Source organism: Bradyrhizobium sp. WYCCWR 12699, from assembly GCF_032144035.1.
In the GTDB taxonomy this organism is placed as follows: domain Bacteria; phylum Pseudomonadota; class Alphaproteobacteria; order Rhizobiales; family Xanthobacteraceae; genus Bradyrhizobium.
On sequence record NZ_JAVTJN010000036.1, the window covers coordinates 806500 to 819216 of the forward strand.

At 64.0% G+C, this 12717-nt stretch carries 14 protein-coding genes; 7 read left to right on the top strand and 7 right to left on the bottom strand.

What is annotated here, in order from left to right; translation table 11 throughout:
- Positions 1-70: 70 nt before the first annotated feature.
- The 7 genes from rplA to RPS27_RS28775 form a co-directional block, all read right to left on the bottom strand.
- On the bottom strand, positions 71-763 hold the full coding sequence (gene rplA, locus RPS27_RS28745; RefSeq protein WP_063682741.1) for a 50S ribosomal protein L1: 693 nt from the start codon (positions 761-763) through the stop codon (positions 71-73).
- A gap of 6 nt (positions 764-769) precedes the next feature.
- Positions 770-1198: a 50S ribosomal protein L11 gene (rplK, locus tag RPS27_RS28750; RefSeq protein ID WP_006611824.1), complete on the bottom strand. Its 429-nt coding sequence runs from the start codon at positions 1196-1198 to the stop codon at positions 770-772.
- Positions 1199-1328: 130 nt separating this feature from the next.
- Positions 1329-1883 carry a transcription termination/antitermination protein NusG gene (nusG, locus tag RPS27_RS28755; protein ID WP_007602985.1) on the bottom strand — a complete coding sequence of 185 codons (555 nt, stop codon included), beginning with the start codon at positions 1881-1883 and terminating at the stop codon, positions 1329-1331.
- Positions 1883-2074, bottom strand: a complete 192-nt coding sequence (secE, locus tag RPS27_RS28760; RefSeq protein WP_007611620.1) for a preprotein translocase subunit SecE — start codon at positions 2072-2074, stop codon at positions 1883-1885. The genes nusG and secE overlap by 1 nt, the downstream gene beginning before the upstream one ends.
- Before the next feature lie 356 nt (positions 2075-2430).
- Positions 2431-3699: a class I SAM-dependent methyltransferase gene (locus RPS27_RS28765; RefSeq protein WP_313754743.1), complete on the bottom strand. Its 1269-nt coding sequence runs from the start codon at positions 3697-3699 to the stop codon at positions 2431-2433.
- An 85-nt stretch (positions 3700-3784) separates the two neighbouring features.
- Complete coding sequence (locus RPS27_RS28770; RefSeq protein WP_313754744.1) at positions 3785-4813, bottom strand: lysylphosphatidylglycerol synthase transmembrane domain-containing protein; 1029 nt, start codon at positions 4811-4813, stop codon at positions 3785-3787.
- Between the two features lie 12 nt (positions 4814-4825).
- On the bottom strand, positions 4826-5413 hold the full coding sequence (locus RPS27_RS28775; protein ID WP_249132241.1) for an SIS domain-containing protein: 588 nt from the start codon (positions 5411-5413) through the stop codon (positions 4826-4828).
- 165 nt (positions 5414-5578) lie between these two features.
- Between RPS27_RS28775 and RPS27_RS28780 the strand changes: the two genes are divergently transcribed.
- The 7 genes from RPS27_RS28780 (at position 5579) to RPS27_RS28810 (ending at position 12712) form a co-directional block, all read left to right on the top strand.
- Positions 5579-6589 carry an SDR family oxidoreductase gene (locus RPS27_RS28780; RefSeq protein WP_313754745.1) on the top strand — a complete coding sequence of 337 codons (1011 nt, stop codon included), beginning with the start codon at positions 5579-5581 and terminating at the stop codon, positions 6587-6589.
- Positions 6590-6674: 85 nt separating this feature from the next.
- The gene (locus tag RPS27_RS28785) at positions 6675-8240 is read left to right on the top strand and encodes a PfkB family carbohydrate kinase (protein WP_211419175.1); all 1566 of its coding nucleotides are present in this window, start codon (positions 6675-6677) and stop codon (positions 8238-8240) included.
- 26 nt (positions 8241-8266) lie between these two features.
- Positions 8267-9268: an NAD-dependent epimerase/dehydratase family protein gene (locus RPS27_RS28790; RefSeq protein ID WP_194402804.1), complete on the top strand. Its 1002-nt coding sequence runs from the start codon at positions 8267-8269 to the stop codon at positions 9266-9268.
- Positions 9269-9273: 5 nt separating this feature from the next.
- Positions 9274-9885, top strand: a complete 612-nt coding sequence (locus RPS27_RS28795) for a hypothetical protein (protein WP_285806765.1) — start codon at positions 9274-9276, stop codon at positions 9883-9885.
- A complete protein-coding gene (locus RPS27_RS28800; protein ID WP_313754746.1) occupies positions 9882-10919 on the top strand; it encodes an aminoglycoside phosphotransferase family protein in 1038 nt (345 codons plus the stop codon). Before RPS27_RS28795 ends, RPS27_RS28800 begins: the two co-directional genes overlap by 4 nt.
- Entirely contained in the window at positions 10894-11742 is an 849-nt protein-coding gene (locus RPS27_RS28805; RefSeq protein ID WP_285806767.1) for a transketolase, read from the top strand. The genes RPS27_RS28800 and RPS27_RS28805 overlap by 26 nt, the downstream gene beginning before the upstream one ends.
- 10 nt (positions 11743-11752) lie before the next feature.
- Positions 11753-12712: a transketolase family protein gene (locus RPS27_RS28810; protein ID WP_285806768.1), complete on the top strand. Its 960-nt coding sequence runs from the start codon at positions 11753-11755 to the stop codon at positions 12710-12712.
- Positions 12713-12717: the final 5 nt, after the last annotated feature.

Consider the following 12717-nt stretch of genomic DNA (forward strand, 5'->3'; position numbering starts at 1 on the left):
GCCGCCACAAACGACGAGGGGCGGAATCGGTTGCCCAATTCCGCCCCTCGCCTCATGCAATTTTCAAACCTTAGCCGAGAATGGTGCCCGGCTCGACCTTCACACCGGGGCCCATCGTCGAGGACACCGCAACGCGCTGGATGTAGGTGCCCTTGGAGCCAGCCGGCTTCGCCTTCGAGACAGCATCGGCGAGAGCCTTGATGTTCTCGACCAGCTTCTCCTCGGAGAACGAGGCCTTGCCGACGCCGGCCTGCAGGATGCCGGCCTTCTCGACGCGGAACTCGACCGAGCCGCCCTTGGCACCCTTCACCGCACCGGTGACGTCCATGGTCACGGTGCCGATCTTCGGGTTCGGCATCAGGCCGCGCGGGCCGAGCACCTTACCGAGACGACCGACCAGCGGCATCATGTCGGGGGTGGCGATGCAGCGGTCGAAATCGATCGCGCCGTTCTGCACCTTCTCGACCAGGTCTTCGGCGCCGACGACGTCGGCACCTGCGGCCTTGGCTTCATCGGCCTTGGCGCCGCGGGCGAACACGCCGACGCGGAGCGTACGGCCGGTGCCGTTCGGCAGGGTCACGACGCCGCGGACCATCTGGTCGGCGTGACGCGGATCGACGCCGAGATTGATCGCGACCTCGATGGTCTCGTCGAACTTCGCTTTCGCGCGTTCCTTGACCATCTTGATGGCATCCGCGAGCGGGTAAAGCTTTTCGCGGTCAACACCTTCGCGGGCTTTGTTCAAACGCTTTCCGATTGCCATGACCGCTTACCCCGCAACTTCCAGACCCATCGAACGGGCGGAGCCCTCGACCATCTTCATGGCCGATTCGATGGAATCGCAATTGAGATCCTTCATCTTCTTCTCGGCGATCTCGCGCACCTGCGCTTTGGTCACCTTGCCGGCCTTGTCACGGCCCGGCGCCTTCGAGCCGGACTGGATCTTGGCAGCCTGCTTGAGGAAGAACGACATCGGGGGCGTCTTCATCTCGAAGGTGAACGAACGATCGGCGTAGATCGTGATCACCACGGGAATCGGGGTGTTCTTCTCTTCCTTCTGGGTCTGCGCGTTGAACGCCTTGCAGAACTCCATGATGTTGAGACCGCGCTGACCGAGCGCGGGACCGATCGGGGGCGAAGGATTCGCCGCACCGGCCGGGACCTGAAGCTTCAGGTATCCGGTCACTTTCTTTGCCATGTATCACTCCTGTTGTGCCGGCCAGGCCGGCGGTTTCAGGTTCGTGGTCTGGGTCGGATGCGGCTGGCAACCGCCCTCTCCCTCCCACGGCCTCTTCATGCGTGAGGCTGAAGCCTCCCGCGTTACCCGGTCAGACCTTCTCGACCTGACCGAATTCCAGCTCGACCGGCGTTGCGCGACCGAAGATCGACACCGCGACCTTCACGCGCGAGCGCGCCTCGTCGATTTCCTCGACAACGCCCGAGAACGAAGCGAACGGGCCGTCGGCCACGCGCACGTTCTCGCCGATCTCGAACGACACCGACGCCTTCGGCCGTTCCACGCCCTCCTGCACCTGATGCAGGATGCGCATGGCCTCGGCTTCCGAGATCGGCATCGGCTTGTTTTCGGCACCGAGGAATCCCGTAACCTTCGGCGTGTTCTTGATCAGATGAAACGCTTCGTCGGTCAGCTTCATCTTCACCAGCACGTAGCCGGGGAAGAACTTGCGCTCGGCGTCGATCTTGCGGCCGCGGCGCACTTCCGTGACCTTCTCGGTCGGCACCAGCACCAGCTCGAACAGCTCCTCGAGCCCGCGCTGCTTGGCCTGCTCGCGGATCGATTCGGCGACCTTCTTCTCGAAGTTCGAATAGGCGTGGACGATGTACCAGCGCTTGTCGGACAGTTGAGCGGTTGCTGTTGCCATCAGTGAATGCCCAGAAGGAAGGTGATGAGGTAACGGATGATCTGGTCGGCGGCGAAGAAGAAGATCGAGGCGACGGCGACCATGACGAACACCATGATGGTGGTGATCGTGGTCTCACGCCGGGTCGGCCAGGTGACCTTGGCGGTCTCCGAGCGCACTTCCTGCAAGAACTTGAACGGGCTGACTGCCATCGTTTTGAGGTCCAGCGTCCGTCGACAGACGCACATGAATTTCAGGGATCCGAACAGCCGCCGTTGGCCCAGCCCTCTGTTTCGAAGGATGAGCCGGAAACCGGGCTCGATTGTTCGGGGATTTCAAAGCCGCGCCGGAGATCCGCGTCTAACGGGCCGGCTGCGAGTGCGGGGTATCTACTGCGGATGGGACCAAAGGTCAAGATAGAGAGGGCTCGCCCGGGCGAGCCGACCTCCCGGGGCGGGAGAGCAGAGCCAAGGCGGATCAAAGGCTTATACGACCAACCCCGGCACGGCGTGACCGCTGCGTCCCATCGCCTCCTTCGGAGCGCCCCGCCGGGGGACCCGCCGCGCGATCAGTCGGCGCGGTCGACCATCGAAATGCCCGGCAGCGGCACCACGAACTTGCCGCCTTCGGCGAAATAGCGGGCGTGCTTGGCCCGGATCGGGTCGACATAACGCCAGGCGAAGACGACGACGAATGCCGGCTTGCGCTCGTAAAGGGCGGCAGGCGGCAGGATCGGGATGTCATAGCCCGGGCCTGCCATCACGTTCCCCTTCTTGGGATCGTCGTCCACCAGGAAGTCGATCTTGTTCTCCAGGCCGAACTGCGGCAGCAGCGTCGTGGTGCCGACCGAGACGCCGTAGCCGGCGACCGGCTGACCGCGCGCATGGGCGGCGTCGGCCATCGCAATCAGCTCGTCGCGGATGGCCGCGATCCGCTTCACGTAGGGCGCATAATAAGCCGGCTGATCGACGCCGAGACGGTCTTCCTCTGCAACGAAGCGCGCGACTTCGGCCGACGGCTTCTTGGCACCACCGGCGCGCTGCACGGTCACGCGGATCGAGCCGCCCTTGGTCCAGATGTGCTGGACGTCGATCAGCTCCATGCCGAGCCGGGCAAAGAAACGGATCAGCGGCTTGATGTTAAAATAGGACAGATGCTCGTGATAGACGGTGTCGAGCAGGTTCTTCTCGGTGACGTCGACGCCGTATTGGGTTTCGAACACGAACAGCCCGTCCGGCGCGAGTACGTCGCGAACGCCGATCACCAGCGGATCGAGATTGTCGACATTGGCGATCATGTTGTTGGCGATCACGACGCTCGCCGCGCCGTGGCTCTGCAGGATGCGGTGACCGATCGCATCGGTGAAGAAATCGCCGATGGTCTCGATCCCCGCCTCGGTCGCGCGCTTCGCGATGTCGACGGCGGGATCGACACCGAGCACCCGCATTCCGCGCTCCTTGAAGAAGCCGAGTAGCGATCCGTCGTTGCTGCCGAGCTCGACGACCAGGGAGCCCGGAGCAATGCCGAAGCGGCTGACCACGTCGTTGGCATAGCCGGCGAAGTGCTCGCGCAGGCCGAGCGAGAGCGAGGTGGTGTAGACGTAGTTGCGGTACTGGATCTCGGGATTACCGACATGGAGAATCTGGAGGTGACCGCAATCCCTGCACAGATGCAGCCCCATCGGCACCGCCGCGCGGAAGACCGGATCGTCGACGCTGGCATCCGGCACTTGGAAATTCGGCGTGCCGATGGGCATGCCGGCCATCGGGACGACCAGCTCTTGCTTGTCCGAATGACAGAGGCGGCAGGTGTGGCGGACGTAGAACAGATTTTTCATCGTGGAACCGGAAAAGGGAGACATGCGCGCAGGTGAGGCAATCCCACCCTGTGAAAATCAGATCGAGAGTCGCGGTCCAAGCGAATCATGGGTGGCTCGATACCTCCTCGGCCGCCGGCCCGTAGTTCGGGAATTCGTCCGTAGCCTTCGTAGCTTTCGCCGCCCTGTCCGCTGAATACAAGCCGCGCTCCGGACTTGCCAGCCAGATCGCGCCGCCGACGAGTCCGATGATCACGCTGATGGCGCCCAGCAGGAGCGAAACCGACAGCGCTTGCTCGGAAGGAACACCCGCCAGACCGAGACAGGCGACCATCGCCCCCTCGCGGACGCCCCAGCCGCTGATCGAGATCGGGACCGCCGTCAACAGCACCACCGGCGGAATCAGGATGCCGGCGTCCACCATCGAGAGCTGCGCTCCGACACCGCGCGCCAGGGCGTAGCACGCCGCCGCGGTCACGAGATGGATCAGCAGCGCCGACCCGAACAGCAATACGCGGCGCTCGGATTGCAGCAGAAGAAACCTGACCAGCGTTCCGAACCGGACGAAGCTTGCGATCGCCGGATGCGCGATGAGGCGCTTGGGCAGACGATCGAGCGTCAACAGAACCGCAGTGCCCGCGATGCCGGCCAGCGTCAGCCCGCCGATGGCCAGGATCGCGGCCTGATTAGACACGCGTGACATGAGGAACGGCAACCCGGCGACCATCAGCACGATCAGCCCGATCAAGGCGGTGAAACGATCAGCCGCGACGCCCTTGACCGCCTCCGGCCACTGCACGCCACGCTGGCGCAGCAGCCACATCCGCACAGCGTCCCCGCCAACCGACGACGGCAACACTTGATTGAACCAGAGGCTGATCATGAGAATGCGCCAGCCCGCGAACCAGTCCAGCGAGACGCCGAGCGCACGCATGATCAGCGCCCACCGGCCGTTGAGCACGAAGGTCTGGAAGAAGATCAGCGTCAGCGCGAGGACGAACAGGAGAGGATCGACCGAGACGAGATGGCTGCGCAATTGCTGCAGGTCGAGACCACGCACGATGTAGACCAGCACCGCGATCGACAGCAGCAGCTTTACCGAAAACAGGGCCGCCTGCTTGAACCGCGACTGCATCGGGTGCCCGCCTCAGGATGCCGGATATTCCGCACGACCGATGACGAGGTCGATCGCGGCCATCATCCAGAACTGGTGCGTCGTCTCGACAATGTTGTAGCTGCGGCTGTCGACGAAGAAATTGACGTCGCCGAGATTGCGCAGAGGATTGTCCGCATTCATCCCCGACAGCGTGATGACGTCGAGCTTCATGGTCCGCGCCTGCGCAACCGCATTGAGGATGTTCTTCGAGCGTCCCGACGAGCTGATCGCGACCAGGCAGTCGCCGGCACGGGCGTTCAAACGCACGGCGTGCGCGATCCAATCCTCGAAGCCGTAATCGTTGGCAAGGCACGACATCATGCTCGCGTCGCTGAAGCAGAGGGCGGGCACCGCGGCGTTCTTCGAAAGATCGATCGCCAGATGCGAAGCGATTCCGGCGGAGCCGCCATTGCCGATGAAGATGACGCGGCCACCCTGCTCGCGCGTGCGCAACCAGACGGCGCGGGTGGCGGAGATCCGAGCAAAGACGCCGTCGTCGATCGCCGTCGCGCGATGCAGGCGCCCCACATAATCGTCGAGGAAAGCCTTGTGATCGGGATCGACGGACTCGACAGGCATAGGCTGGCGGCTCGGCTGCAACATGACGTCCTGATACCGGCTATCACCAAGGATTGCAAAGGCATAATGCTTGCAAAGTCGGCGAGCGGCTGATAGTCGGCTTTCGGGTTTCACTCAACATTGGCCGGCCTGTTTCGCTGGGCATTCGCGTCACGGATGTTCCCCATGAAATGCATTGTCACTGGCGGCGCAGGTTTCATCGGAAGTCACCTCGTCGATCGACTCATCGACGATGGCCATGAGGTCATCGCGCTCGACAATTTCGTCATCGGTCGCCCTGAAAATCTGGCCTCGCGCGCCAAATCGAGCCAGCTGAAGGTGGTGCGGGCTGACGTTACCGACCTCGAATCGATCAAGCCGTACTTTCACGGTATCGACTGGGTCTTTCACCTCGCGGCGCTGGCCGATATCGTTCCCTCGATTGAGTCGCCGCTCCCGTATCATCGCGCCAATGTCGACGGCACCGTCAACGTCCTCGAGGCGGCAAGGCACGCGGGCGTCAAGCGTTTCGTCTACGCCGCCTCATCGTCCTGCTACGGCATTCCCGACGTCTACCCGACGCCGGAGAGCGCCGAGATCCGGCCGATGTACCCTTATGCACTGACCAAGAATCTCGGCGAGCAGTGCGTCATGCATTGGTGCCAAGTCTACAAGCTGCCCGCGGTCGCGCTGCGCCTGTTCAACGTGTACGGGCCGCGCCATCGCACCACCGGCACCTATGGTGCCGTGTTCGGCGTGTTCATGGCGCAGAAGCTTGCCGGCAAGCCCTTCACGGTGGTCGGCGACGGCGAGCAGACGCGCGACTTCACCTTCGTCAGCGACGTCGCGGATGCCTTCGTGACCGCCGCGCGCTCCGATATCTCGCAGGAGATATTCAACGTCGGCTCGGACAACACCTACAGCGTCAACCGCCTCGTCGAGCTTCTCGGCGGCGACAAGGTCCACATCCCCAAACGTCCGGGCGAGCCCGATTGCACCTACGCCGACATCACCAAGATCAAGCGTGTCCTGAACTGGGCGCCGAAGGTGAAATTCGAGGACGGCGTCGCGACCATGCTGAAATCGATGGATCAGTACAAGGACGCGCCGCTGTGGACGGTCGACAAGATCGCCGACGCCACCAAGGATTGGTTCAAATATCTCGGTGACGACAAGGGCTCACCGAAGGCAAGCTAGTGAACAGGTTCGCGGGATATCCTTGCCGCGATTCGATCATTTCCGGGCGGCCATTCGAGACCTACCGGCGCTTTGGGTGATTCACATGGCTAATGCACGCACAGACAGGCCGGCCGTCCATCCGGCACCGCACGACAAGATCAAGACGGTCGAGCAGCTTGGCGAGGTGGCGCGCGCCGCGCAGGCCAAGGGCCTGACCGTCGCGCTCTGCCACGGCGTGTTCGATCTGGTGCATCTCGGCCACGTCCGGCACATCCTGGCGGCGCGCAACGAGGCCGACGTGGTCATCGTGACCATCACTGCCGACCGATTCGTCAACAAGGGCCCGGGACGGCCGATCTTTCCGGAGAACATGCGCGCCGAGATGCTGGCCGCGCTCGGCACGGTCGACTGGGTCGGCATCAACCAGACCTCCAGCGCCGAGCCGGTCCTCGATACCGTGCGCCCCGATATCTATGTGAAGGGTTCGGACTACGAGAATCCCGAGGATGACGTCACCGGCAAGATCGCCGTCGAGCGCGAGGCCGTCGAGCGTCATGGCGGCCGAATCGTCTTCACGCGCGACGTGACCTTCAGCTCCTCGTCGCTGCTGAACCGCTACTTCGACATCTACGATCCCCCGCTGCGCGACTACCTGCAGAAGGTGCGCGAAGGCGGCGGCGCCGAGCGGTTGCTGAAGCTGATCGACAAGATCCAGGACATGCACGTCGTGCTGGTCGGCGATACCATCATCGACGAATACCAGTACGTCACGGCGCTCGGCAAGGCGTCGAAGGAGAACATCGTCGCCACCCTGTTCAAGAATGGCGAGCAGTTTGCCGGCGGCGTCATCGCCGCGGCCAACCACGTCGCGAGCTTCTGCAAGTCGGTCGAGATCGTCACGACGCTGGGCGGCAACGACTATCCCGAAGAGTTCATTCGCGCGCATGTCCGCCCGAATGTCACGGTGACGCCGATCCGCATTCAGGGCCGCCCGACGACCCGCAAATTGCGCTACGTCGAGATGGGCTATCTGCACAAGCTCTTCGAAGTCTACACCATGGACGACACACCGCTCGACGAGACCACGCGCAAGGAGATCGACCGCGTCACCGCCGAGCGCGTGCGCGGCGCGGACGTGGTCATCGTCACCGATTTCGGTCACGGCATGATCGCATCCAGCACGATCGGGGCGTTGATCGCGAACTCCAAGTTCCTGGCGGTCAACGCCCAGAGTAACAGCGGCAACCACGGCTACAATCTGATCACGAAGTATCCGCGGGCCGACTACATCTGCATCGACGCGCCGGAAGCGCGGCTCGCCGCCACCGACAAGTTCAACGACATCGCGTCGGTGATCGAGAACGGCCTGCACCGCGAGATCGATTGCGACAACATGATCATCACCCACGGCTCCTTCGGCTGCTACCCCTTCTCGTCGAAGACCGGCGTCGCGCGCGTGCCCGCTTTCACCAAGACCGTTGTCGACACGGTCGGCGCCGGCGATGCCTTCCTGACGATTACGGCGCCGCTGGTGGCGGCCGGCGGCAACATCGAGGACGTCGCCTTCATCGGCAATGCGGCGGGCGCGATCAAGGTCGGTATCGTCGGCCATCGCAGCTCGGTCGAAAAGGCACCGCTGGTCAAGTTCGTCACCGCGTTGTTGAAGTAGCGCGATCGAAAATCTGGAGAACGACAGTGATTGATCAGAAATGGAACGTGATGGTCACCGGTGGCGCCGGCTATGTCGGCAGCGTGCTGGTTCCCCAGTTGCTGGCGGCCGGCCACAAGGTCACCGTGCTCGACCTGTTCATGTACGGCGACGACGTCTTCAGTGGCGTTCGCGACAATCCTAACCTTCGCCTGATCAAGGGCGACATCCGCGACGAGGCCGCGATCAACGAGGCCCTGCGCGGCAACAATGCGGTGATCCACCTCGCCTGCATCTCCAACGACCCCTCGTTCGAGCTGGATCCGGCGCTCGGCAAGTCCATCAACTACGACTGCTTCCGGCCCATGGTGCGCGCCGCGAAGAAGGCCGGCATCAAGCGCTTCATCTACGCCTCCTCGTCGAGCGTCTACGGCATCAAGGACGAAGCCGAGGTGACCGAGGAGTTGTCCTGCGAGCCGCTCACGGACTACTCCAAGTTCAAGGCGATGTGCGAGACCGACCTCGCCGAAGAGGCGGCGTCCGGCTTCGTCACCTGCACAGTTCGTCCCGCCACCGTCTGCGGCTACGCTCCGCGGCAGCGGCTCGACGTCGTCGTCAACATCCTGACCAACCTCGCGGTCAACACCGGCCGCATCCGCGTGTTCGGCGGAACGCAGAAGCGGCCCAATCTGCACATCCAGGACATGTCCGCGGCCTATCTGTTCCTGCTGCAGCAGGATGACGCGAAGATCGACGGCAAGACCTACAACATCGGCTACGAGAACCACTCGCTGATGAAGATCGCCGACATCGTCAAATCGGTGGTCGGAGACAACGTCGAGGTGGCCGTCGAGCCGACCGACGATCTGCGCTCCTACCACGTCTCCTCGGAGAAGATCCGCCGCGAGCTCGGATTTGCGCCGACCCACACGATCGAGCAGGCCGTGTCCGGCCTCGTGGACGCCTTCAGGGGCGGCCGCCTGCCGAACTCGCTGAACGATCCCCGGTATTTCAACATCAAGATGATGCAGAACATCAGCCTGAAGTGAGCGGCGTGCGGATCGGCATCGATTTCGACAACACGATCATCTGCTACGACAAGGTCTTTGCCGCCGTCGCGCGGCAGCGTGGGCTGGTGCCGGAGGGCTGGGTCGGCCTGAAGACCGAGGTGCGGGATCACCTGCGGTCCCGCGCCGGCGGCGAGCTGGCCTGGCAAGGGCTGCAGGGCTTCGTCTACGGCAAAGGCATCGGCGGCGCCACGATCTATCCGGGCGTGCGCGAATTCCTCGCGAGCTGCCGCAAGGCCGGTGCGCGCGTCTACATCGTCAGCCACAAGACGCAGTTCGGCCATCAGGACCCCGACCGCGTCGATTTGCGCGAGGCCGCGCGGGGCTGGCTGAAGAGCGCGGGCCTCATCGACGCCGCCGATGCGGCGCTGGCGGCGGGCGATGTCTATTTCGAGGACACGCTGGCGGCCAAGGTCGAGCGGCTTGCGAGCCTGAACCTCGACATCTTCATCGACGATCTCGTCGACGTGTTCGAGCAGCCGCATTATCCCAAGGCGACGCGAGCGATCCTGTTCACGCAGTCGCAGCCGCCTCATCCCGGCCATTGCGAGCCGATCGCGAGCTGGGCGGAGATAAGCCGCGGAGTGTTCGCGCAATGAGCGGGCCGGAGCTGAGCGCGCAGGATGCAATTTCGATCGGCAGCCGCCTGGCCGGGGCGCGGGTCGTCGCCGCCCAACCGGCGCGGTCCGGCGGCAACAACCGGGTGTTCCGGCTGGAGATGGCGAAGGCACCGCCCCTCGCCCTCAAGCATTATCCGTCCGACGGGCGTGATCGCCTCGGACAGGAATACGACGCGCTCACGTTTCTCTCGCGACACGGCATGACCACGACGCCGCGGCCGATCGCAAAGGACACAGATGCGTTCTGCGCGCTGTATCAATGGTTCGACGGAGACGCGGCGGTGCTGCGTCCCCAGGAGAACGATGCCGACCAGCTGGCCGATTTCCTGATCGAGTTGCAGAAGCTGCGCGACGCCGAGGGTGCTCGGGCTCTGCGCAACGCCTCGGCCAGCATCTTTTCGCCCGAGGAAGCCATCGCCCAGTACGAGCAGCGCCTCGACGGGCTGAGGCGGGCCTCGGACCATCATCCGGAGCTGCGCGCGTTCATCGACGGCAGCCTGGTTCCCAGCACGACCACCGCCATTCGACGGCTTCGCCAGCGCTATGCGGAACTGGGCCGGGATCCCGCAGCGGAGCTTGCGCCTGCGCATCGCGTGCTCAGCCCGTCCGACTTCGGGCTGCACAACGCCCTGCGCGGCGACGACGGCCGCCTGCGCTTCATCGACTTCGAATATTTCGGCTGGGACGATCCCGTCAAACTCCTGTCCGACACCGCGATCCACCCGGGCAGCGATCTGCCGGCGGCAAATGCGAATCGCCTGATCGAACGCCTCACGCAAGCCTTCTCGGCTAGGGATGACGCGTTTGCGGTCCGCCGTGACGTGCTGTATCCTCTGTTCGGGGCGATTTGGTGCCTGATTGTCCTGAATGCCTATTTGCCCGAAAGCCGCTCCCGGCGCGCCTTGGTTGCGCAAGGTGGCGATCTGACGGTCCGCCTTGCCGGTCAGCTCGACAAAGCCCGCCGGCTTCATCAGACGATTTGCCAACGTGATCCAGATCTCACCCCACGCTGAAGCTGCCCTCACCTGCACGCTGGACGAGCGCAGCCTCTATCTGCGCCGTCTGGTCCTCGGTTCTGTACGTTCAGCCGGACGCGGCCATGTCGGTCCGGCCCTGTCGCTGATCGAAATGGTCCGCGTGCTCTACGACGACGTGCTGCGGATCGACCCGACGAACCCACGCGACCCCGATCGCGACCGCGCGATCCTCAGCAAGGGGCACGGTTGCCTCGCGCTCTACGCGCTGCTCGCCGATCGCGGTTTCTTCCCGCTGTCGGAGCTGGCCGGCTTCTGCGGTCCCGACAGTATTTTGGGCGGACATCCCGAATACGGCATGGTGCCGGGCGTCGAGGCATCGACCGGCGCGCTCGGCCACGGCCTGTCGATCGGCGTCGGCCTTGCGCTCGCCGCCCGAATGCGCGAGCGCAACTACCGGACCTTCGTCCTGCTCGGCGACGGCGAGATCAACGAGGGATCGGTGTGGGAAGCCGCCATGGGCGCGGCCAAGCACGGGCTCGATAATCTGGTCGCTATGATCGACTACAACAAGCTCCAGAGCTATGGGCCCACCGACTATGTGCTGCCGCTGGAGCCGCTCGCCGACAAGTGGCGCAGCTTTGGCTTTGCCGTGCAGGAGGTCAACGGCCACGACGTCGGCGCCTTGCGCACGGTCCTGAAGCAGATTCCGGCCGTCCCGGGAAAACCCACCGCGATCATCTGCCATACCGTCAAGGGCAAAGGTCTGCCGGCCGCGGAATCCAACGCCGACTGGCATCACAAGAACAAGCTGACCGACAGCGAGCTCGACGCCATTCGCGTCGCCGTCGGCGATTTTTGATCGGCTCCCCATGCGCAACACCGCGATGAACATGGTCCACAAGCTCGCTGCGCGAGACGAGCGTGTGCTTTACATCGGCTCCGATCCCGGCGCCGGCACGCTGCGCGCGATGAGCAAGGAGTTTCCCAAGCGCCATCTGATCGAGGGCATTTCGGAAGCGCACATCATCGGCATGTCGGCCGGTCTCGCGATGGAAGGTTTTGTTCCTTACGTGAACACCATCGCGACCTTCCTGACCCGGCGCTGCTATGAACAGGTGGCCGTGGATCTGTGCCTGCACAATCTGCCGGTGCGGCTGATCGCCAATGGCGGCGGCCTCGTCTACGCGCCGCTCGGCCCCACCCATCAGGCGATCGAGGACATCGCCATCATGCGGGCGCTGCCGAACATGACGGTGATCTGCCCGTGCGACGCCGACGAGGCCGCGCGTATGATGGAGCAGACACTGGACTGGAAGGGCCCGATCTACATTCGGCTCGGGAAAGGCGGCGACGCCATCGTCTCGAAGGCCGAGCACGGCTTCGAGATCGGCAAGGCCATCCTGATGCGGCCGCCCGGCGACGTCGTGATAATCACCACGGGCATCATGCTCCAGCGTGCCCTCGCTGCGGCCGACCTGTTGGGCGCGCAAGGCATTCGCGCCGGCATCCTGCACATGCATACGGTCAAGCCGCTCGACACCGAAGCGCTGCTGCAGGCGGTGCGCGCGACGCGCCTGCTGGTGACGCTCGAGGAGCACGTCCCCTCCGGCGGCCTCGGCAGCGCGGTCGCCGAGACGTTGATCGACAAGCTCGGTTCGGGCCTGCCTGCGATGCTGCGGCTGTCGCTGCCGGACCGCTTCATGCACAATTACGGCTCGCAGGATTCGCTGCTGAAGAAGCATGGACTCTCCGCTAGCGCCATCGCGACCTCGATCGAGCGCACGCTTGCCGCCTCGCACCCCTCCTCTCCTCAACTCCATTCCACCTGACGGGT